Source organism: Microtetraspora sp. NBRC 16547, assembly GCF_030268965.1.
Classification (GTDB): domain Bacteria; phylum Actinomycetota; class Actinomycetes; order Streptosporangiales; family Streptosporangiaceae; genus Microtetraspora.
The window spans coordinates 18906-39485 of sequence record NZ_BSSE01000027.1 but is presented as its reverse complement, the minus strand read 5'-3'; the positions used below and the strand labels follow the sequence as shown (position 1 = coordinate 39485).

General features: G+C 71.2%; 19 protein-coding genes and 1 pseudogene. 6 read left to right on the top strand and 14 right to left on the bottom strand.

All coding sequences use genetic code 11. The annotated features are described in order from the left end of the window. Positions 1-116: 116 nt before the first annotated feature. Positions 117-2474, top strand: coding sequence for a Tex family protein (locus QSK17_RS28650; protein ID WP_285708534.1), 2358 nt, complete (start codon positions 117-119; stop codon positions 2472-2474). Positions 2475-2540: 66 nt separating this feature from the next. Here the strand turns inward: QSK17_RS28650 and QSK17_RS28645 are convergent, their stop codons facing one another. Both QSK17_RS28645 and QSK17_RS28640 read right to left on the bottom strand, forming a co-directional pair. Beyond that, entirely contained in the window at positions 2541-2729 is a 189-nt protein-coding gene (locus QSK17_RS28645; protein ID WP_285708533.1) for a hypothetical protein, read from the bottom strand. Between the two features lie 155 nt (positions 2730-2884). Further along, on the bottom strand, positions 2885-3139 hold the full coding sequence (locus QSK17_RS28640; protein ID WP_285708532.1) for a helix-turn-helix domain-containing protein: 255 nt from the start codon (positions 3137-3139) through the stop codon (positions 2885-2887). Positions 3140-3202: 63 nt separating this feature from the next. On the opposite strand from QSK17_RS28640, the gene map reads away from it, so the two are divergent. Continuing rightward, positions 3203-3982, top strand: a complete 780-nt coding sequence (gene map / locus QSK17_RS28635; RefSeq protein ID WP_285708530.1) for a type I methionyl aminopeptidase — start codon at positions 3203-3205, stop codon at positions 3980-3982. Positions 3983-4017: 35 nt separating this feature from the next. On the opposite strand, the gene QSK17_RS28630 is transcribed toward map, so the two are convergent. Continuing rightward, complete coding sequence (locus QSK17_RS28630) at positions 4018-5127, bottom strand: MBL fold metallo-hydrolase (RefSeq protein ID WP_285708529.1); 1110 nt, start codon at positions 5125-5127, stop codon at positions 4018-4020. Positions 5128-5328: 201 nt separating this feature from the next. On the opposite strand from QSK17_RS28630, the gene QSK17_RS28625 reads away from it, so the two are divergent. After that, the gene (locus QSK17_RS28625; RefSeq protein WP_285708528.1) at positions 5329-5691 is read left to right on the top strand and encodes a DUF5335 family protein; all 363 of its coding nucleotides are present in this window, start codon (positions 5329-5331) and stop codon (positions 5689-5691) included. Positions 5692-5797: 106 nt separating this feature from the next. On the opposite strand, the gene QSK17_RS28620 is transcribed toward QSK17_RS28625, so the two are convergent. Next, positions 5798-6151: an STAS domain-containing protein gene (locus QSK17_RS28620; protein WP_285708526.1), complete on the bottom strand. Its 354-nt coding sequence runs from the start codon at positions 6149-6151 to the stop codon at positions 5798-5800. A gap of 92 nt (positions 6152-6243) precedes the next feature. Further along, positions 6244-8529, bottom strand: coding sequence for a heavy metal translocating P-type ATPase (locus tag QSK17_RS28615; RefSeq protein ID WP_285708524.1), 2286 nt, complete (start codon positions 8527-8529; stop codon positions 6244-6246). Positions 8530-8830: 301 nt separating this feature from the next. Between QSK17_RS28615 and QSK17_RS28610 the strand changes: the two genes are divergently transcribed. Together QSK17_RS28610 and QSK17_RS28605 are read left to right on the top strand one after the other, a co-directional pair. Further along, entirely contained in the window at positions 8831-9583 is a 753-nt protein-coding gene (locus QSK17_RS28610; RefSeq protein WP_285708523.1) for an HAD family hydrolase, read from the top strand. A gap of 134 nt (positions 9584-9717) precedes the next feature. Beyond that, entirely contained in the window at positions 9718-10746 is a 1029-nt protein-coding gene (locus QSK17_RS28605; protein WP_285708522.1) for an ROK family protein, read from the top strand. A 70-nt stretch (positions 10747-10816) separates the two neighbouring features. On the opposite strand, the gene QSK17_RS28600 is transcribed toward QSK17_RS28605, so the two are convergent. From QSK17_RS28600 to QSK17_RS28575, 6 genes are all read right to left on the bottom strand, one after another. Next, positions 10817-11719 carry a polysaccharide deacetylase family protein gene (locus tag QSK17_RS28600; RefSeq protein ID WP_285708521.1) on the bottom strand — a complete coding sequence of 301 codons (903 nt, stop codon included), beginning with the start codon at positions 11717-11719 and terminating at the stop codon, positions 10817-10819. After that, entirely contained in the window at positions 11716-13008 is a 1293-nt protein-coding gene (locus QSK17_RS28595) for a YncE family protein (RefSeq protein WP_285708520.1), read from the bottom strand. The genes QSK17_RS28600 and QSK17_RS28595 overlap by 4 nt, the downstream gene beginning before the upstream one ends. Before the next feature lie 382 nt (positions 13009-13390). Then, on the bottom strand, positions 13391-14197 hold the full coding sequence (locus QSK17_RS28590; protein WP_285708519.1) for a hypothetical protein: 807 nt from the start codon (positions 14195-14197) through the stop codon (positions 13391-13393). 214 nt (positions 14198-14411) lie between these two features. Beyond that, positions 14412-14612 carry a hypothetical protein gene (locus QSK17_RS28585; RefSeq protein WP_285708518.1) on the bottom strand — a complete coding sequence of 67 codons (201 nt, stop codon included), beginning with the start codon at positions 14610-14612 and terminating at the stop codon, positions 14412-14414. Positions 14613-14651: 39 nt separating this feature from the next. Continuing rightward, positions 14652-15194, bottom strand: a complete 543-nt coding sequence (locus QSK17_RS28580; protein ID WP_285708517.1) for a MerR family transcriptional regulator — start codon at positions 15192-15194, stop codon at positions 14652-14654. 165 nt (positions 15195-15359) lie between these two features. Continuing rightward, complete coding sequence (locus tag QSK17_RS28575; protein WP_285708516.1) at positions 15360-16925, bottom strand: serine hydrolase domain-containing protein; 1566 nt, start codon at positions 16923-16925, stop codon at positions 15360-15362. A 142-nt stretch (positions 16926-17067) separates the two neighbouring features. On the opposite strand from QSK17_RS28575, the pseudogene QSK17_RS28570 reads away from it, so the two are divergent. After that, positions 17068-17457: pseudogene (locus QSK17_RS28570) on the top strand (recombinase family protein); the annotation flags it as partial. Here QSK17_RS28570 and QSK17_RS28565 read toward each other — a convergent pair. From QSK17_RS28565 to lnt, 3 genes are all read right to left on the bottom strand, one after another. Continuing rightward, entirely contained in the window at positions 17405-17935 is a 531-nt protein-coding gene (locus tag QSK17_RS28565; RefSeq protein WP_285708515.1) for an FxsA family protein, read from the bottom strand. The pseudogene QSK17_RS28570 and the gene QSK17_RS28565 sit on opposite strands and share 53 nt — an antisense overlap. Before the next feature lie 121 nt (positions 17936-18056). Beyond that, positions 18057-18833, bottom strand: coding sequence for a polyprenol monophosphomannose synthase (locus QSK17_RS28560; protein ID WP_502889320.1), 777 nt, complete (start codon positions 18831-18833; stop codon positions 18057-18059). After that, positions 18830-20470: an apolipoprotein N-acyltransferase gene (lnt, locus tag QSK17_RS28555; RefSeq protein WP_285708513.1), complete on the bottom strand. Its 1641-nt coding sequence runs from the start codon at positions 20468-20470 to the stop codon at positions 18830-18832. Before lnt ends, QSK17_RS28560 begins: the two co-directional genes overlap by 4 nt. Positions 20471-20580: the final 110 nt, after the last annotated feature.

The window sequence follows — 20580 nt, the reverse complement described above, 5'->3', positions numbered from 1 at the left end:
CTGTCTTCCTCGGCACTTCCCCGGTGCCGGATCACGCCCGCTCCCCTCGCTCCGCGTACGGCCCTGCCTGGCCGGACGACGCGGACTGTCGGAGGCGTCGGGCAGAATAGGCGACCGTGACGACCTCTATTCAGCAGCGGATCGCCGACGAGCTCGGCGTGCGTGAGGCCCAGGTGACCGCGGCCGTCGACCTGCTCGACGGCGGCGCGACGGTGCCGTTCATCGCCCGCTACCGCAAGGAAGCAACCGGCATGCTCGACGACGCGCAGTTGCGCACCCTCGAGGAGCGGTTGCGCTACCTGCGCGAGATGGAGGAGCGCCGGGCGGCGATCCTGGAGTCGATCCGCTCCCAGGGCAAGCTCGACGACGCCCTCGAGGCGCAGATCATGGCCGCCGACTCCAAGTCACGGCTCGAGGACATCTACCTCCCCTACAAGCCGAAGCGGCGCACCAAGGCGCAGATCGCCCGTGAGGCGGGGCTGGAGCCGCTGGCCGACAGGCTGCTGGCCGAGCCGACGCTCGACCCGCACGCGACCGCCGAGGAATTCATCGGCGAGTCCGTCGCCGACGCGGCGGCCGCGCTCGAAGGCGCCCGGGCGATCCTGGTCGAGCGGTTCGCCGAGGACGCCGACCTCATCGGCGAGCTGCGCGAGCGCATGTGGTCGCGGGGCCGGGTGGCCGCCGCCGTCCGCGAGGGCAAGGAGGAGGCCGGCGCCAAGTTCGCCGACTACTTCGACTTCTCCGAGCCCTTCACCAAGCTCCCCTCCCACCGCATCCTCGCCATGTTCCGCGGCGAGAAGGAGGAGGTGCTGACCCTCACGCTCGACCCCGAGGCGGAGGAGCCCAACGGGTACGAGCTGCGCATCGCGCAGCGCTTCGGCATCCGCGACCAGGGGCGGCCGGCCGACCGCTGGCTGTCCGACACCGTCCGCTGGGCGTGGCGCACCCGCGTCCTCGTCCACCTCGGCATCGACCTGCGCACGCGCCTGTGGCAGGCGGCCGAGGAAGAGGCGGTCCGCGTGTTCGCGGCCAACCTTCGCGACCTGCTGCTCGCGGCGCCGGCCGGCACCCGGGCGACCATGGGTCTCGACCCCGGCCTGCGCACCGGCGTGAAGGTGGCGGTCGTCGACGCGACCGGCAAGGTGGTCGCCACCGAGACGATCTATCCGCACGAGCCGAAGCGGCAGTGGGACCAGTCGCTCGCCGTTCTCGGTCGGCTGGCCCAGCAGCACGGCGTCGAGCTGATCGCCATCGGGAACGGCACCGCGTCGCGGGAGACCGACAAGCTCGCCGGCGAGCTGGTCAAGCTGATGCCGGGGCTGACCAAGATCGTGGTCTCCGAGGCCGGGGCGTCGGTCTACTCCGCCTCCGCCTACGCCTCGCAGGAGCTGCCCGGGCTCGACGTATCGCTGCGCGGCGCGGTCTCGATCGCCCGCCGCCTGCAGGACCCGCTGGCCGAACTGGTCAAGATCGATCCGAAGTCGATCGGCGTCGGGCAGTACCAGCACGACCTGTCCGAGGTGAAGCTGTCGCGCTCGCTCGACGCGGTGGTCGAAGACTGCGTCAACGGGGTCGGCGTCGACGTCAACACCGCCTCGGCCCCGCTGCTGACCCGCGTCTCCGGCATCGGCTCCGGCCTGGCCGAGAACATCGTGGCCCACCGTGACGCCAACGGCCCGTTCCGTTCCCGGCGGGCGCTGAAGGAGGTGTCGCGGCTCGGTCCGAAGGCGTTCGAGCAGTGCGCGGGCTTCCTGCGCATCCCCGGAGGCGACGACCCGCTCGACGCCTCCAGCGTGCACCCGGAGGCCTACCCCGTCGTCCGGCGCATCCTCGACTCCACCGGGAGCGACATCAGGAGCCTGATCGGCAACACCGCGGCGTTGCGGACCATCGATCCCGCGGGGTTCGTGGACGACACCTTCGGCCTGCCGACCGTGACCGACATCCTCAAGGAGCTGGAGAAGCCGGGCCGCGACCCGCGTCCGGCCTTCAAGACGGCCACGTTCAAGGAGGGCGTCGAGAAGATCTCCGACCTCAAGCCGGGCATGCTGCTGGAGGGCGTGGTCACCAACGTCGCCGCCTTCGGCGCGTTCGTCGACGTCGGCGTCCACCAGGACGGCCTGGTGCACGTCTCGGCCATGTCCAACAACTTCGTGAAGGACCCGCGCGACGTGGTGAAGCCCGGCGACATCGTCCGGGTGAAGGTGCTCGACGTCGACATCCCGCGCAAGCGCATCGGCCTCACCCTCCGGCTCGACGACGAGACCCCGGCGCGCGGCGACCAGCGCCAGGGCGACCGGGGCGACCGGGGTGGCCAGCGGGACGGCGGCCAGCGGGACCAGGGCGGCCGGTCCCGTCAGGACCGCGGCCGGTCGGGCCGCGGCTCGTCGGGCGGTTCCGGCGGCCGGGGCTCCGCCGCTCCCGGCGGCGCGATGGCCGAGGCGCTGCGCCGCGCCGGTCTCACCGACCGCTGACGGAAACCACCGGGTCGGCTGATCAAGCGTACGTGGGGTTGCGGTCTTGCGGGGGTGCCGGGCGGGTCAGGCGCCGGCCGGGAGTGGGGCGGCCGGGTCGAGCAGGCCGGTCCCCCGCAGATCGCGCCAGAAGGCGGCGGGGACCACCTCACACAGGGCGCCGAGGTTCTCGGCGGGGTTCTCCACCTCGTCGTGGATGACACGGCCGACCTTCGTGGACAGGACGAAGGAGGCCCGCGGCTGCCGAGACAGCATCTCACCGCCGCCGTCCAGCCGGGGACCTGGAACCGCGCGGTCAGTGACTCTTTCACGACCGGCTCCCGGCAGGCCCCGCAGACCACCACGGGGTCGAGTTCGGCGCCGCAGGAGTGGTCGAGGATCACGGGCGGGCTGCCGGTAGAACCGGCGGCTCAGGCGGCGCGATCCTGGGCGCAGACCTCGGCGAGCACGTCCAGGGAGACGTTCAGGGCGGCGGCGAGCGCCGCGATCGTGAAGAAGGCCGGCGTCGGTACCCGACCGGTCTCGATCTTGCGCAGCGTCTCCGGGGACAGGCCGGCGGCGGCGGCCACCTCCACCATGCTCCGCTCGCCCCGCGCCTGCCGCAGCAGGGCGCCCAGGCGGTTGCCTCGTTCGTGATCAAGCTCGGTCAGCGGCGGTCGCACCATGCGCAGATCCTAGCAAGCGTGATAACAATACCGGTATTGTTATAGGGCAACCGGGAGGATCACATGGTCGAGATCAAGACCGAGGGAGAACTGACCGTGATGCGCGAGGCGGGCAGGGTGGTGGCCCGCGCGCTCGCCGCGGCACGGGAACTGGCGGTGCCCGGAGCGGCACTGAAGGATCTGAACGAGGCCGCCGCCACGGTCATCCACGAGTCGGGCGCCACATCCGCCTTCCTCAACTACAAGCCGCACTTCGCGCCGACCCCGTTCCCGGCGATGATCTGCACGTCGGTGAACGACAGCGTCGTGCACGGCATCCCGGACGGCTACCGCCTGCGCGAGGGCGACCTGCTGAGCGTGGACTGCGGCGCCTACCTGGACGGCTGGGCCGGGGACGCGGCCATCAGCGTCGTCGTCGGACGGTCCGATCCCACCGCCTCCGCCGCCGACCTGGCCCTCATCCAGACGGCCCAGGCCGCGCTGGACGCGGCGATCGCGGCCGCCGTGCCGGGCGCACGGCTGGGCGACATCGGCCACGCCGTCTCCACCGTGGGGCGGGCCGCCGGATACGGCATCCTCTCCGACTTCGGCGGCCACGGCGTCGGCCGGCACATGCACGAGGACCCGCACGTCCCCAACGAGGCCCGGCCGGGACGTGGCATGGTGCTGCGGCCGGGCATGGTGCTGGCCATCGAGCCGATGTTCATCTCCGGCGGCCGGGACCAGTACCGCGTCGCCCCGGACGGGTGGACGCTGCGGAGCGTGGACCGCAGCCGGGCCGCCCACGTGGAGCACACCATGGCTGTCGCCGAGGACGGCCCCAGGGTGCTCACCCTGCCGTGACAGCCGCCGCCGACCCCCCGGCGCGTACGGACAGGTCACAGGACCGCCTGCCACCAGGCGTCGACGGCGGGCGGCCGGTCCACGCTGATCCGCTCCCCGGGGCGCGGGACGGCGATCCGCAGGTCACGGGCCTTCGCCTCGCGCCACAGCCGGTCGACCGGCTCCGCCCAGGCGTGGAAGGCGAGGACGAAGGTCGCCCAGTGCACGGGCACGAGTAGATCCCCGCGGAGGGCGACGTGGGCCTCGACGGCCTCCTCCGGGGTCATGTGAATGTCGGGCCAGCTCGGGCTGTACGCGCCGATCTGCATGAGCGTCACGTCGAACGGCCCGTACTCGGCGCCGAGACGGGCGTAGCCGTCGAAGTATCCGCTGTCACCCGTGTAGAAGACCCTCCGCCGCTCTCCGGCGAGCATCCAGGACCCCCAGAGGGTCGGGTTGCGGGAGAGCGCGCGGCCGGAGAAGTGGCGCGCCTCGGTGACCGTGACGCGCAACCCGGCGATCGTGAAGGTCTCATCCCAGTCGAGCTCGACGATCCGGTTCGCGGGAACGCCCCACCTGTCGAGGTGCGCGCCCACTCCCAGCGGCACGAGGAACGGCGCCACCTGCGTCCTCGCCAGCGTGCGGACGGTGGCCATGTCGAGGTGGTCGTAGTGGTCATGGGAGATCACGATGGCGTCCACCGGCGGAAGCTCCTCGGCCGGGACGGGGAGCGGGTGCAGCCGCTTCGGGCCCACCAGGGGCACCGGCGAGCATCGATCGCTCCACACCGGGTCGAGCAGCACGCGGCGACCCTCGATCTCCACCAGTGTCGTCGCGTGGCCATACCAGACGATGTCCAGGTCGGACTCGGCGACGTCGGACGGGACCAGTACCGGGACCGGCCCGGTCGGTTTCCGCCGCCGCCCGCTCATGAGCATGTCGCGGATGAGTTGCGGACTCTGCCCCGGCGAGGCGACCATTCCGGGCATCGAGTTGGCGAAGGCCCTGCCCTTGAACTGCGGTGAGCGGCGCACCCGCGCCGCGCGCGCGCCCGTGGGCCTGGCGCCGAGCGCCGCCGGAACGTCTCTGAGCGCCCATCCCGCGGCGGCAAGGACTGCCACCCCGGCCAGAGCCGCTCCCGCACGCAACGCCCGGTTTCCCGCCATCCCACGCCTCTCCCGTCGCCCTACGGTGGGACCGCGCGGCCCCTTGATCAGACTAGCCAAGGCGTTCGGGACGGGCGGCCGGCTCAGACATCAGGCGATGTCGGCATCGACCATTACTGACTGAGTCCTACCCGATCGGGTGATGTGACGGCCCCCGAGGCTTGATCAGCATGAAGTGAGGCGAGCCGAAGGAGCCAGAAGATGACCGAGCAACAGGGCGAGCTCCCCCGCGCGGAGTGGCACAACTTCTTTGAGATGCTGACCAAGGACTACGAGGGCTCGAACGTGACCGTCGAGGTGCTGAACCGCTCGTTCGGGGACCAGTTGGAGGCCGCGAGTCTTCCGCTCGCCTATCTGGAGTACGACGAGAAGGACGACTGCTTCTCGGTGGGCCTGGGCGGGCGTGACAGCAGGTTTCCGGTGGTGCTGCGGCACGCCATCTCCCGGCCGCGGCGGATCCTCACGACATCGTCGATCCCGGGGATGCCGTGGGCGCTGGACATCGAGGACCAGGAAGGGACCCAGACGCTGGTGACCCTCCACATGCGGCCCGCCATCCCGTGACCAGGTCGGCAGCGAGCCGCGGGCCGGAAGCCGTACGCGCGTGCCGCGAGCCGCGAGCCGCGGGCCGGGGACCGTCACGTGGGGCCGGGCCGCGCCGCGAGCCGGGCTACTCGCCGACGGCGTGGCTGACCGCGGCGGCGAGCGAGGGATAGACATTCACCCTGACGGTGAGCCCCAGGATGCCGAACAGATGCTGCATGTGCGGGTTCAGCCCGCACACCGTCACGCTCCCACCCGAGTCGCGGGTGCGCGTGTAGCAGTCCAGGATGACCCGGACGCCGGAACTGTCGATGAACCGCAGCGCGGTCAAGTCGAAAAGCAGTCGGCACGACGGCTCGTCCTCGAGGGTCATTTCCACGTTCCGGCGAAGCTCGGGCTCGGTTATCACGTCGAGTTCACCGATCACGCTCACGACCGTGAACGGCGGGTGCGGCGAGACCGACACACGGAAATCATGCACGTTCTCCACCTCCCATGGTGAAGGACCCGGTCCCGTCCGTAATTGTACGACCAGGCAGGACAAAAGATGATCAAGATCGTGGTTCCCCTGGTTCATTCGCGGGTGCTCGTCGCGAGGGAGAAGTACGCCTCCTCCTCCTGGGCGAAGTGCAGGGTCAGCACGGCGTACAGGCCGTACAGGCAGGCCCGCAGGTCGTCGAGCTGCCCCGGGTGCGGGCCGCCGGGCTCCGCGAGGTCGATGTGCCGGCCGAGCCGCGTGATGAGCCGGTCGATCTCGGCGTGTGCCCGGCTCATCGTCACGGTCGCCTCCGGATCGCCGAGCAGCTCGCCCATCGCGGGGTAGAGCCGCTGCTCCTCCTCGTGCTCGTGCGGCAGCAGGTCCCGGGTGAGGAAGTCGTGGACCCGCCGCAGCCGGGCGAGGGCGTCCGGCCTCGGAGGCGAGGTCAGCCCGTCGGCGACCTCTCTGATCATCTCCAGCGGAGGGCGCAGCTCGGCATGCTCGCTCTCGAACCGGCGCAGCAAGGCGTCCGTCCGGCCGTCCACCCGCCGCCGTGCGCCGAGGCCGGGGGTGAGCGCCCGCAACGCGTTCAGGATGACCGCGACGTCGATGCCCTCCTGGAGCAACGCGCCGCCCGCCGGGGGCAGGTACCCCAGCGCGGCCACGACCATGGCGGCCAGTGAGAGCCCGATGCCCACGCCCGCGCTCTGCACGGCGATCCGCCGCGATCTACGGGCCACGTCCATCGCGTCGGCCAGCCGGTCGAGCCGGTCGGTGGTGAGCACCACGTCGGCGGCCTGCGCGGAGGCGCCGGACCCGCGGGCGCCCATCGCCACGCCGACGTCGGCGGCGGCCAGCGCGGGCGCGTCGTTGATGCCGTCGCCGACCATCGCGGTCGTGGCCCGCCGCGCCTCGTCCTTGACCCCCTCCACCTTGGCGGCCGGGGTCCGCTCGGCGAGCACCTGGTCGATGCCCAGCACCGTCGCGACGCTCTCGGCGACCTCGGCCCGGTCTCCGGTGAGCATCACCACCCGGTCGATCCCGGCCGCCCGCAGCCGCCGCAGCGTGCGACCGGCGTCCCCGCGCACCTGGTCTCGGAGCAGGATCACGCCCGTCACCCGGTCATCCACGGTCACCCACACGGTCATGGCGCCGTCGAGCGCGGCCCTCGCCCTCTGGGCTTCCTCCCAGCCGGACCGCGGCGCCGTAGGGGCCTTCCCGACACGGACCTTGGCGCCCTCGACGAGCGCCGTCGTGCCGCTGCCCGGCTCCTCCCGCACGTCGCTCGGCGCGGGCAGGGCGATGCCCCTCTCTCGTGCCGTACGCACGATCGCCGCGGCCAGCACGTGCGACGACATCTGGTCCACCGCCGCCGCCAGCCGCAGGACGTCGTCGGGATCCCCGCCGGGCGCGGGCACGACGTCCACCACCTGCGGCCGCCCGACGGTGAGCGTCCCGGTCTTGTCCAGCACCAGCGTGCGGGCGCGGCCGAGGGTCTCCAGGGCTCCGCCGCCCTTCACCACCACGCCGTGCCGTGCCGTACGGGACAGTCCGGAGGCGATGGCGGCGGGGGCGGCGAGCAGCAGCGGGCAGGGGGTCGCCACGACGAGCACCGCGACCGCGCGCACCGGATCGCCGGAGAGCAGCCAGGCCAGCCCGGCGACCAGGAGCGTCGCGGGCAGGAACCAGGCCGCGAAGCGGTCGGCGAGCCGCACGATGGGGGCGCTGTCCGCCTCGGTCTCGCGGGCGAGCCGCACCACGCCCGCGTACGTGCTCTCGGACGCGGTCACGGTCGCGCATATGTCGAACGCCGCGCCCGCGTTGACCACGCCGCTGGGCACGCTCTCACCCTCGGAGTGCTCCACCGGCAGGGACTCCCCCGTCAGCGCCGACTCGTCGAGCAGCGCAACGCCCCGCCGCACCACGCCGTCGACCGGGACGATCTCGCCGCTCGGGACCAGCAGCAGGTCACCGAGCCGTACGTCGTCGACGGGGATGACGTGCGGCGTCCCGTCGTCGTAGCGGCGGGCCGTGCGCGGCGCGCGCTCATACAGGGCCGTCAGGTCCCGGCGGGCCCGGCGCAGCGCGTAGTCGTCCAGGACCTGGCCGGTCGAGAGCATCACGCCGATCAGCGCGCCGGCCAGATACTCCCCCACGGCCAGCGAACCGGCCAGCGCGAGCACGGCGATGGCGTCCACGCCCAGCCTGCCGCGCAGCAACGCCGAGACCACCCACCAGAGAGCGGGGAGCAGGGCGGCCACCGTCCCCACGATCCACGCCACGTCGGCCGCGGCGACCGCGCCGAGCACGTACAGCGCGCCTCCGGCGAGCAGCGCGCCGATCGTGACGACGAGCAGTGCGATCAGGCCGAACCGTCTCACGTGCGTTCCCTTCCCCGAGGCGAAGACCCCTCCCCCCACTCTGGACCCTGCGCCCGGGGCCGCCACAGTGCCCAAGGACCCGGCCGATGGACCCGCGCCCGTGCCGGTTCGTACGCCGCGGGACATTCGGCCCGCCGATCACGGACCTTCGGCCTTTCCCGAGAGCCGCACGGAATGGTGGGGTGGTTCGAGGCCGCCATGGAGCCGTCCCCCATGATGGAACGATCCGGTGGGTGCCCATCCGACCCGGAACGGAGAGGCTCGTGTTCACTCCAACGCCCAGCACGGAAGGGGCGGCGCCATGGCGGCCATCGACCTGACCTCGTTCAGCGCGGCGATCCTCGACACCGACGGCGTGGTCACCGACACCGCCCGCGTGCACGCGGCGGCGTGGAAGCACGTGTTCGACACGTTCCTGCACGGCCGCTCGGAGCCGTTCGACATCCGCGACGACTACCTGCGCCACGTGGACGGGCGGCCGCGGTTCGACGGCATCCGCACGTTCCTGGCCTCCCGCGGCCTCAGCCTGCCCGAGGACGGCCCGCCCGGCACCGCGAGCGTCCGCTCCCTGGCCGCGGAGAAGGACGCGCTGTTCACCGCGCATCTCCGGCGGCATGGCGTCGCGGCCTACCCCGGCAGCGTGGCGCTGCTCCGCGAACTGCGCAGGCGTGGCGCGCGGATCGCCGCCGTCTCGGTCAGTCGGCACTGCCGCCAGGTCCTCACCGCCGCCGCGGTCGCCCATCTGTTCGACGAGGTGGTGGACGGCCGCGACGCGGGGCGGATCGGGCTCCCCGGACGGCCCGACCCGGCCCTTCTCTTGGAGGCCGCCCGCCGTCTCGGCGTCCCCCCGGAACGCACCGTCGTGGTGGAGAACACGCTGCCCGGCCTGGAAGCGGCGCGGCGTGGCGGCTTCGGCCTGGTGATCGACGTGGACCGGGACGGGACGCGGGCGACACCGTCCGGTCCCGACCGCGGTCTCGCCATGGCGGATCTGGTCGTCTCCGACCTCGACGAGGTGTCGGTGACGGGCCGGGTCCCCGCGACCACGCGCTGAACCGGTGCCGGCGGTGCTCGCCCCGCCCGCCGGCCCTGGGTGGTGATCGCGTACGGATCCGTGCGGCGCGTGCCTGCCGGGCGGTTCTCGCAATAGTCTTCGCTCTGACAAGCGAGGGCAAAGGAATCTCCGGCATGGCACATGCAGACTCGTGGGTCGTCGTCGGCCTCGACAACGGCGGCACCAGCAACAACGCGACCGTGCTCGACGCCTCGGGCCGTTTCCTGGTGGATCGGCTGGTGGAGACGCCCAGCCTGGTCCGCGAAGGGCCCGAGGTGGCGGTGGAGCGCCTCGCCCACGCCATGGAGAACGTGCTCCGGCTGACCGGGATCGCCCGCTCCCAGGTGCGCGCCGTCGGCCTGGACACCCCGGGCCCGGCCAGCGCGGACGGCGTGATCTCCACGAAGGGCGCGACCAACTTCTCCGAGCCCGCCTGGCACGGCTACGACTTCCGTGGCGCGCTCGAAGCCCACCTGGGCCTCCCGGTCGTCTACAACAACGACGGCAACGCCGCCGCCCTCTACGCCCATCACGCGCGCTTCGGCTCCCGCGCGTCGGAGCACTCCTCGATCTCCGTGATCGTCGGCACGGGGCTCGGCGGCGGCATCGTCGAGGACGGACGGGTGGTCAAGGGTGCCGCCGGGATGGCGGGCGAGCTGGGACACGTCCACATCCCGCTGCACGGCCTCCTGGAGGACGGCCAGCCGCTGCCGGAGTGCAACTGCGGCTTCTCCGGCGACGCCGAGAGCGTGGCGTCCCTGACCGGCATCGAGAAGAACCTGCTGCCCTTCTGGCTGACCCGGTTCCCCGACCACGAGCTGGCCTCCGTGGAACCGATCGGGAAGGCCGCCAAGCTGCTGCGCGGCTACGGCGAGAACGGCGACCCGCTCGCCCTCAAGGTGTTCGAGCAGCAGGCGATGGCGATCGGCCGGCTCTTCACGATCGCCGCCAATTTCACCGACCCCAGCGCGTACTTCCTGGGCGGCGGGGTGGTCGAGGCGGCGCCGCACTTCCGCGAGTGGTTCCTGGAGAAGGTGCGCGAGCACACCCTGCTGCGCGAGGAGCAGCGGCGGGTCGCCACCGTGTCACTGGTCGACGACCTCGACATGGCGGGCGCCCGGGGCGCCGCGCTGGCCGCCCTCGCCGAAACCGTCGGCCACTGATCCTCCGCGCCGACCCCGGACGCGGCGGCGGATGTGGCGGCGAATCGGGTGGATGAGAGAGGGTCCTGCCTCAGCGGCGCAGGAGATCGGTCACGGTGACCGCGCGCAGGCCCCTGGTCCGTAGGCCGTCCAGGATCCGGGGCAGCGCCGTCACCGTCCCCGGGTGCCCGAGGTGCATGCTCACGACGGAGCCGGGCCGTACGGCGCGCAGGACGTTGGCGACGACGGCGTCCGGCCCGGGATCGGTGTGGTCGAGCGAGTCGACGTCATAGGACAGGCAGGTGGGATAGCCCGCGCGGGCGCTGAGCCTGCGCACCAGCGGCGTGGCCGTGCGGGCCGCCGACGGCCGGAACCAGGAACCGATCGACCCGGTCAGCGTCCGCAGGCGGGCCGCGCACTCCTCGATCTCCCTCCGCGCGGAGACGGCGTCCATCGAGGAGATGTCAAGGTGGTTCTGGGTGTGGTTGCCGAGGTCGTGGCCGCCGTCCAGCACGCGCCGGGCCATCGCCGGATACTGGTCGAGCCAGGTGCCGACGGCGAGCACCGTGGCGTGTCCTCCGGCCTTCTCGATCGCCAGGAGCGCCTCGTCCGCGAGCTTCGGCGATCCGGCACCGTGGAAGGTCAACGCGACCATAGGACGCTCACGGGGACCGTGGACGACCTCGGCGGGCAACCGTGGTGCGGCCCCCGCCGTCGGGTCGGGATATCCGGACCGCTCCTGGGCTGAGCGCCCCGCCGGAGAACCCGCGTCCATGCCGTCACGGCCGGATTCACCGTCACGGCCGGCATTGCCGTCACGGCCGGATTCACCGCCACGGTCGGCGTCGCCGTCATGGGGACCGGAGCAGGCGGAGGCGACGGCCAGCGCCCCGGCCAGGAAGAACAGTCGGCGCTTCAGCCGTAGGGGCGCGGACCGCGGTGCGTCGTCGCCGACGGTCCCGGAACCCGCCTCCCCGCCCGACTGCGAGCTCACCGGAAGATCCCGGTATGGCCGAGCGAGTAACGGCCGGGCTGGGGATAGACGCACAGACCGTGCGGCCCCGACCCGACGTTGATCTTGTGCGTCAGCTTGCCGGACACCGTGGAGAAGACGTAGACCACGCCGTGGTACCGCCCGGACAGCCACAACTCGCGGCCGTCGGCGGTCAGCCCGCCCATGTCCGGCGAGCCGCCACCGGGGATGGTCCAGGTCGCGATCGGCTTCTGCTCCTTGAACGACACGACCGAGACGGATCCGGCGCCCCGGTTGGAGACGTAGAGGACGCGTGAGTCCCTGCTGACGTACAGGCCGTGCGCTCCGGCTCCGGTCGGCATGAAACGGATGATCTTTAAGGTGGCCGCGTCCACCAGCCAGACCCCGCCCTTCGCCATGTCGGCCACGTAGAAGATCGTGCCGTCCGGCGACAGCTTGACGTCCTGCGGCATGCTCGTCGCGCCCAGGGCGATCACCTTGGACATCGCGCGCCGCTGCCAGTCGATGACGACGAGGTCACCGGAGAACTCGCAGCTCGCGAGGAAGAGGGATCCGTCCGCGGTGAAGTCGGCGTGGTTGATCCCCCGGCAGGGCACCGGCATCGAGTGCAGGAGCCGCATGGTTTTCGGGTCACGGAAGTCGAGCTCGTTGTTCCGCTCGGCCATCACCAGGGCGGTCCGGCCGTCGGGCGTGAAGTACAGGTTGTACGGATCCTCCACCGGAATGGCCTTACCGGGCTTGCCGGTCTTCGGATCGATCGGGGTGAGCGTGTTCCCGATGTTGTTGTTGACCCACAGCTGCTTCATGTCCCACGACGGCACCACGTGCTGCGGCAGGCGGTCGGTCCGGAAGTGGTCGATGATCTTGTACGTCTTCGGGTCGATGACATCGACGCTGTCGCTCTCGCTGTTGGGCACGTACACGCGGGACGGGAAACTCGCCACGGCGGGGCTGAGCATCCCCGGCCGGTCCGCCGCGTAGATGTCGTGCTCGGAAGCCCGTCCGGAGTCCGCCCGCGCGGGACCGGGCGTGGACTTGGGCGACGCGGAGCCGGACCTCGGCGTGGGCGACGCCGGAGCCGTGCTGCGTTCCGCGGCCGGGCTGGTCGTGACGTCATGAGAAGCCGTGCCGCATCCGGCGAGTGTCGCCGCGAGCAGAACCAGGGCGACCGAACGGAACCGCCACGGGCCGGAAACCGGGCCGGACGGTGCGGTGGTGACTGCTCTTCCCGGGGTCTGGGTCGCGCCGGTCCGCTCGCCTGCTCGCCACAAGGGGCCGGCCGCCGTCATGACGGCCTGTGGAGTCGCTGCGCCATTCGGCCAGGCTAGGGAGACACCCCTGTTCCGCCGGTGAGCGCGCGGTTCGGGGAGTGTCCATCCGCTACTGGGATCATTCGCTGCCTCCGCCGGCCGCGGCGCCTTCCCCCTCGGGAGGGGTCCAAGGGCGTCCAGTCCGCCGCTTTGCCTGCTTGACCTGCGGCTTCCCCATCGGCTACGGACATCCGATCCGTCTGAGCGAGGCATCGTCCTCTCCTACCCCTGTCTCCGTCCCCATTGCGTCGGTACCGCATTCCGCACGGTGGAATCCCGGGGACCTGGGCCGGTCGCTCCCCGTGATCGGGCAAGGAGCCGGATCACGGGAAGGTCCCAGGTCCAACGTGCGGGTTCCGAATCAGTCAGTGCCGCCGGCAAGGGCGATCTGGGTGACGTCGGTGTTCTCCGTCACCCAGGTGGCGGACAGGCCGCCCTCCTTGACCAGCGCGGTGCCGTCGGACTTGAGAACGCCGATGCGGCTGCCCGCGAGAGCGATCTGGATGGTGTCGGTGTTCTCGGTCACCCAGCTGGTGGACAGGCCACCCTCCTTCACCAGCGCCGTGCCGTTCGCCTTGAGAACACCGATGCGGTCGCCGGACAGGGCGATCTGCTTGACATCAGTGTTCTCCGTCACCCACGTCGCAGACAGGCCACCCTCCTTCACCAGCGCCGTGCCGTTCGCCTTCAGGACACCGATGCGGTCGCCGGACAGGGCGATCTGCTTGACATCAGTGTTCTCCGTCACCCACGTCGCAGACAGGCCACCCTCCTTCACCAGCGCCGTGCCGTTCGCCTTGAGAACACCGATGCGGTCGCCGGACAGGGCGATCTGCTTGACATCGGTGTTTTCGAGCACCCAGTTGGTGGAGAGACCGCCCTCCTTGACCCAGGCGCTGCCGTCGGACTTGAGAACGCCGATGCGGCTGCCCGCGAGAGCGACCTGGATGATGTCGGTGTTCTCGGTCACCCAGGTGGTGGACAGGCCCCCCTCCTTGACGAGAGCGCTGCCGTCGGACTTGAGCACTCCGATCCGAGGCGGGGCGGTCGCGGCCTGCGCCTGCACGGACGTCGCCGTGCCCAGTGCGGTCAGCACCAGACCCGTCGCGCAGGCGAGCCTGGTCCCGAGTGAGGATCGCCTGTGCCGGATCGCCGAATCAGTCGTCATGCGCGCCTCCGCGTGAGGTCAGGCGGGAATCCGTACCCGCCCAAGATTTAGTCACGCATAGTATAAGTATCGACACTCTATGTATTCGCCTTTTCCGCATCGACAGGCGGTCGCGCGTCCACATCCGGCCGTACCGGGGTTGAGGAGCCCGGGAACAGCCGTTGGTGACGGGACGACGCGGGCGTACGGGCCGAAGGACCGGGGCACGGCGCGGTCAGTGGGTGTCTGGTCTGGGGATATGGATGCCGGCGGCGCGGAGCTTGGTCTCGACGAGCGTGACCCCCCGGGCCGCGGCCGATCCCTGATCTTCGCCGTGGAGGGCGATCAGCTTGTACCGGGTCGCGGCCTCGGTGCGGGCTTGCAGACCGGTCACGATCTTCAGGTGTGCGGGGTTGGCGAGGAAGTGGTCGGCCATGGCGGTGGCGAGCTCGGCGATGCGCGGGTCGTCCGGTGCCTAGGCCGCGGCTTCGGTTGCGCGCTTGATCAAGGCGACGAACCGGGAGTCTTGCAGGGCGTGCTCGACATGGGTGAGGTAGTCGTCGAAGCCCTCGGGGACCAGTGCCCTGGCCAGCACCCAGCCCTCCCTGGCGGCCGCCACCTCGGCTGCGGGGAATCCGAGGCCGGACATCCGCTCCAGCAGCGCCACAGCGCGGTCGGGCAGCAGAGCCCGGTCACCATCGGCAAGCCGACGCAGCGTGTCACGCCGCGCGATCAACTCCTCGATCCGTTCGGTGAGCTGCCGCTCGACGTCGGTGAGCGTGGTGGCGAACTGCGCGGGGTCGGCGTCGAGCAGGGGTCCGATCTCGGCCAGGGGCACCCCGGCGGCGGCCAGCGTTCGGGCCTGCACCAGCCGCAGCAGCTCGGCCGATCCGTACCGCCGGTAGCCGGAGCTGTCGCGTTCCGGCTCCTTCACCAGGCCAAGCTTGTGGTAGTGCCGCACCGTCTTCACCGTGACGCCGACGAATGCCGCCGCCTGCCCGATCGTGACTCCGTTCATCTGCGCAATCCTGCCTTGTGCTCGAGCTCGGCGACCAGGCAGACCACAGCCGAGCATGTGGACAGGCCACGCCGAGCTCGTCGAGCTCGGTGTGGCCCCCGTTCGCGTTCTCCCTGGTGCACGACCGGAAGGTGCGGCCCCTTGAGGCGTACGGGTCACCAGTGCTCAGCCCGTCGGCTGAGCCGGATCGGCCTGCCCACCGCAGAACACCTCGTTGAGGAGCCTCTGCTGGGCCTTCTGGAACGCTGCCGCGATGGACAGGTCGGCGTCGTCCACGCAGTTCAGCGCGGCAGTAAGGGTCTTGCTACCGTCGGGTGTGCTGTACATCAGCGCCGCGTGGCCCACGGAGCCGCCGTTGTGGGAGATGACGGTGCCTCCGCCGTCCGTGGTCAGCACGAACACGCCCAGGCCGTAGTCCATGTTCGGGATGCCCGTCGGGCGCGGGGTGCACATCTCGGCCAGCAGCGGGGCCGGCAGGAGCTTGCCGCCCAGCAGCGCGGAGATGAAAGTGTGCAGGTCGCGGGGGGTCGAGATCATGTCACCGCCCGTGGAGATCCAGGAGGGGTTCTGGCGGGTGATGTCGACCGTCTTCTGCTCGCCGCCGTCCTCGTAGCGGTAATAGGCGTGGGCGTGTGGCTTGGGGATCTCCGGCGAGGCGTCCGGCACCACGGTGCCCGACAGCCCGAGCGGCCCCAGGATCAGCCGCTGCATCTCCTCGGCGAGCGAGCGGCCGGTGACCTTCTCGATCAGCAGCCGCGCCAGCACGTAGTTGGTGTTGGAATAGCTCCAACCCGTCCCCGGCTCGAACCGCGCCGGCTTGGACAACGCCAGCTCCACCAGCTCCTGCGGCCGGTAGGCCTTGAACCGGTTGTCCACCCACTCCTGGCCCGTGGTGCCGTAGGGGATGGGGATCCCCGGCACGACCGTCCCGTCGTCGTAGACCTCGCCGCTGAAGTTGAACACCCCGCTGGTGTGCTGCAACAGCATCCGCACGGTGATCCGCCGGTCCAGCCCGAACTCGGGCAGGTAGTCCGCCGCCGGGGTGTCCAGCCCGACCTTGCCCTCGGCCACCAGTTGCAGCACCAGGGTCGCGGTGAAGGTCTTGGTGTTGCTGCCGATCCGGACGTGCCCATTGATCGGCGGCTTGGCGGTCCGGCCCAGCTCGGCCGCCCCGGCGCTGCCGGCCCACTCGCCCCGCTCATCGTGCACGCGCATCGACACCCCGACGAAACCGGACTCGACCATCTCCTCGATCGCCTTCTGCAGCTCCGGGCGATCCTGCCCGGCCGCAGCTTCCGGCACGGCGCCGCTGTCCGCAGCGGCCACCCTGGCGGCGTCGAGGGCTTCGGTGATCTTGCGGGCCATCTCGGCCAGGGTGGGGCTCGGCTGGCCCTGGTGTATCTGGGCGGTTTCGACAGCAATGAGAACTGTGCTGCGGAAGTTGTCGGCCTCGGCCGGATCCTGCTGCTTCAGGAGGTTCATGGCCGCGGTCAGAGCCGGCAGCACGCGGTCGGCGAGTTCGGCCACGGACTTGCCGACCAGGTCCTTGCCCTTGGGGTAGTCGGCGAGCACGTGCCCAACCAGACCGGTGGCCGAGCCCAGCGCGATGCTGCCGTGGGTGGCGATCTTGTGAGGCTTGCCGGCGGCACCGGCGGCGGCCATCAGCGACACGGCGCCGTACGCGGCAGTCCGCAGGGTGCTCTTGTCCTGGTCGGAAAGGGTGATCGTCATGGTGGTTTGTCCTTCGAATCTGTATGTCCGGGTCGGCGTCGTGCCGCTGCGCCGAGCTTCCACCCTGACCCAAGGTCAACCTCAACTGTGATCTAGCTCACAGCTACTTTGGGAGCTTGAGACAGCTTCGGGAGCAGACCAGGCCCTCGCCGCTGTCTGGAATGGGTCGGTGTTCACTGTCACCACGTTCGACCGGTTCGCCCGCGACATGGCCGAGGCCAACGAGATCCTCACCGACTTGTCCGGACGGGGCGTCCTGTTCGGACTCGGCGGCTCGGTCTACGACTGGAACGACCCGTTCGGGCGGCTGTTCCTGCAGACCCTCGCCATGGTCGCCGAGTTCGAGGCCGACCTCGGACACATGCGCACCCGCGAGGGCATGGCCCTAGCCAAGAAGAACGGCAAGCTCAAGGGCAAGCAGCCCAAATTGCCCGAACCCGCCCGGCGCTCCATCCGCCGCCGATACGCCCAGGGGCTGATCAGGGGTCCTGCCGAGGATCGCGACGCTGGACAACGATCTGGCCCTCGATGACCTCGTCGTCCTGGATCACCTCGCCGTGCACGACCCGGCCCGCGCCACCCGGAGCGCCAGGGCCGTCCGCCCGGTCGAACAGCGGCCCGTACGGCGAGCGAGCGGCCATGGCGTCCACCCGGCGGCCGACGAACCACGCCAGCCCGCGCCGCGCGATCGGCCGCGTGACCGGCAGGAGGAGGAAGATCCCTACGAGGTCGCTGAGGAAGCCCGGGATCACCAGCAGCGCGCCGCCGGCCATCACCATGGCGGAGTCGCCCAGCTCGCGGTCCGGCATGCGGCCCGACTGCGCCGCGCCCTGCAAGGCGGCCCAGGCCCGCCGCCCCTCCTTGCGCATCAGCGACGCCCCCACCAGGGCGCCGGCCAGCAGCAGCACGACCGTCAACCCGCCGCCGATCGCCTGACCGACGAGGATGAGCAGCACGATCTCCACGACGGGAAAGAGCAACAACCCGGGGAGCAGCCAAGTACGCGACATCACGACCTCCGCTAGAGGCAACGCCTTCATCCGCTCAGACGGTTCCGGTATCGCTCAGAGCGAAAGCGCGGAGGCCCCGCCGGGCCCGTGGGACGGCACGGGCGCGGAGGATCGCCGGTGATCAGTTCTTCTTGCGGAGCCGGCTGGGCAGGCCGCCGACGCCCCAGACGGCGATCCGCCAGAACGCCTCGGTCATGATGGCGCGGTTCATCTTGCTCGCGCCGGCCGTGCGCTCGACGAACGTGATCGGCACCTCGACCACGCGCAGTCCCTGCCGTACCGTGCGGAGGGTGAGGTCGACCTGGAAGCAGTATCCCTGCGACTCGACGTCGCGCAGGCCCACCTTCTCCAGGGTGGCCGCGCGGTAGGCCCGGAAGCCGGCGGTGGCGTCCCGTACGGGCATGCCGAGCATGAGGCGGCTGTAGGTGTTGGCCCCCCGGGACAGGAACTCGCGGGAGGCGGGCCAGTTGACGACCTTGCCGCCCGGCACCCAGCGCGAGCCGATCGCCAGGTCGGCGCCCTCGGCCACCGCGTCGAGGAGCTTGTGCAGCTCCTCGGGCTGGTGGGAACCGTCGGCGTCCATCTCGACCAGGACGTCGTATCCCTCGGCCAGGCCCCACTGGAAGCCCGCCACGTATGCGGCGCCGAGCCCCTGCTTGCCCGGCCGGTGCATGACGTGGATGTGGTCGTCCTTCTCGGCGAGCTCGTCGGCGATCTTCCCGGTGCCGTCGGGGCTGTTGTCGTCGGCGATGAGCAGGTCCACGTCGGGCAGCGCCGCGCGAAGTCGCCCGACGATCATCGGGAGGTTCTCGCATTCGTTGTACGTGGGGACGATGACGAGCACCCGCCCGGGAGTCCGCTCCATCAGCTCTTCCTCCATGCCCAAGGGGTCGCTCACCGCTCCTCGCTCGCGTCGCCGAGATCCGCCGACCGTGCCTGACGCACGGGCGGGACGTCCGCGACGGCCGCGTTCCGCGTTCGCTTCCGCGAGATCACCGCAACCGCCGTCGCGCCGGCTCCCATCAGTATCAGGATCCACTCGGGCAGCGCGCCCACTTCCGTGGCAAGCGTGTCGCGTGTCCTTACGGGGACGGTCACGACGTTCATCGCGGGTTCGAGCTCGCGGGTCCGCCACGCGACCGTGCCATCCGGCTTCACATATGCGGATATACCCGTCGTGGCGGTAGTGATCACACTTCTGTTGTGCTCGACGGCCCGCAGCTTGGACATGGCGAGCTGCTGCGGTGGGAGGTTGGTCAGCGCGTAGCTGGCGTTGTTGGTCTGCACGACCAGCGGGTTGCCGCCCGCGGCGACCGTGTCGCGCACCGTCCCGTCGAAGGCGACCTCGTAACAGCTGACCGCGCCGACCGTGACGGGGCCCATCCGTAGCGCGCCGGGCCGGTCTCCGGGGACCGACTGGCGCCCGACCAGGTTGGCCCGCTCCGACAGCGCCAGGATGATCTCCTTGAACGGCGTGAACTCACCGAACGGCACGAGGTTCCGCTTGTCGTAGTAGGCGCCGGGACCGGTGACCGGGTCCCAGATCAGACTCCGCGTCGCGCGGCTCTCGTCGCCGATCAGGGCGATGACGCCGGTGAGGATCGGCACGCCGACGTCCTTGGCCGCCGAGTCGATGACATTGCGGGCGAACTCGCTGCGGTAGGGGTCGATGTCGCTGGAGTTCTCCGGCCAGACCACGATGTCGGGTTTGGGAAGCTTTCCGGCTCGTACGGCCTCGGCCAGCCTGTGGGTCTCGTTGGCGTGGTTCTGGAGCACGACGGCCGGCTCGTCGCCCAGGAAGTCCATTCCCCGGCCGGGCACGTTGCCCTGGATGACCCCGATCTTCACCGTGCCGCCCTCGTCACCGGGCCGGGGCACCGCGAGCCCCAGCAGGGGTACGGCTGTCGCGGCGAGCAGCACGCCCGCGGCGACGCGGGGTCGCCGGACACCGGCGGCGAGCCGGACGAGCAGCAGGGACAGCAGTGTCCCCGACAGGACGACCGCGAAAGTCACAAGCGGCGCGCCGCCCAGCGCGGCGAAGCCGGTGTACGGCGACTCGCCCTGGCTGAACGCCACCCGGGCCCAGGGGAAGCCGCCGAAGGGGACGACGCCGCGGGCCCACTCCTGGGCGACCCACAGGCAGGCCACCCAGAGCGGCCACAGACGCACGCGCATCACGAGGGTGGCCGCCACCCCCAGCGCCGCCCAGAACAGGCTCTCGATCGCGACCAGGGCCAGCCAGGTGTCGTCACCGATCGGGCGGACCCACGACAGCGTCGGCAGCAGGAAGGCGAACGCGCCGACGTAGGCCAGCCACGCCGCGCGGCGCGGGCGGGTGCCGTACAGGGCCAGCGTGAGCAGGCCGACACCGATCGGGGCGCAGAACCACAAGTCGATGGGCGGGAAGGCGAGGAAGAGCAGCAGCGCGCCCACGACGGAGCAGCCGACCCGCGCCGCCAGGCGAGTGCCGGGCACGCGACCGGCGCCGGGCACGGGGGCGGCCGGCGTCGCCTGCTGTTTCACTTCGGTTGCCACGGGGCGGTTGTCTCCTCGCCTTCGACGTCCTCCCGCGGCGTGACGGCCGGGGATTCCAGCGCCCGGCCTTCCCCGCGGCCGATCGGGTCGCGGTTCGCGGTCCGGGCGGC

What these genes read in the sequence shown, in the direction of transcription:
- QSK17_RS28640 (WP_285708532.1), bottom strand. Translation starts at nt 3,139, where the DNA reads ATGGTGCGACCGCCGCTGACCGAGCTTGATCACGAACGAGGCAACCGC.
- QSK17_RS28610 (WP_285708523.1), top strand. Translation starts at nt 8,831, where the DNA reads ATGGCGGCCATCGACCTGACCTCGTTCAGCGCGGCGATCCTCGACACC.
- QSK17_RS28590 (WP_285708519.1), bottom strand. Translation starts at nt 14,197, where the DNA reads ATGACGACTGATTCGGCGATCCGGCACAGGCGATCCTCACTCGGGACC.
- QSK17_RS28595 (WP_285708520.1), bottom strand. Translation starts at nt 13,008, where the DNA reads ATGACGGCGGCCGGCCCCTTGTGGCGAGCAGGCGAGCGGACCGGCGCG.
- QSK17_RS28645 (WP_285708533.1), bottom strand. Translation starts at nt 2,729, where the DNA reads ATGCTGTCTCGGCAGCCGCGGGCCTCCTTCGTCCTGTCCACGAAGGTC.
- QSK17_RS28605 (WP_285708522.1), top strand. Translation starts at nt 9,718, where the DNA reads ATGGCACATGCAGACTCGTGGGTCGTCGTCGGCCTCGACAACGGCGGC.
- QSK17_RS28580 (WP_285708517.1), bottom strand. Translation starts at nt 15,194, where the DNA reads ATGAACGGAGTCACGATCGGGCAGGCGGCGGCATTCGTCGGCGTCACG.
- QSK17_RS28625 (WP_285708528.1), top strand. Translation starts at nt 5,329, where the DNA reads ATGACCGAGCAACAGGGCGAGCTCCCCCGCGCGGAGTGGCACAACTTC.
- QSK17_RS28630 (WP_285708529.1), bottom strand. Translation starts at nt 5,127, where the DNA reads ATGGCGGGAAACCGGGCGTTGCGTGCGGGAGCGGCTCTGGCCGGGGTG.
- map (WP_285708530.1), top strand. Translation starts at nt 3,203, where the DNA reads ATGGTCGAGATCAAGACCGAGGGAGAACTGACCGTGATGCGCGAGGCG.
- QSK17_RS28565 (WP_285708515.1), bottom strand. Translation starts at nt 17,935, where the DNA reads ATGTCGCGTACTTGGCTGCTCCCCGGGTTGTTGCTCTTTCCCGTCGTG.
- QSK17_RS28575 (WP_285708516.1), bottom strand. Translation starts at nt 16,925, where the DNA reads ATGACGATCACCCTTTCCGACCAGGACAAGAGCACCCTGCGGACTGCC.
- QSK17_RS28585 (WP_285708518.1), bottom strand. Translation starts at nt 14,612, where the DNA reads ATGGCCGACCACTTCCTCGCCAACCCCGCACACCTGAAGATCGTGACC.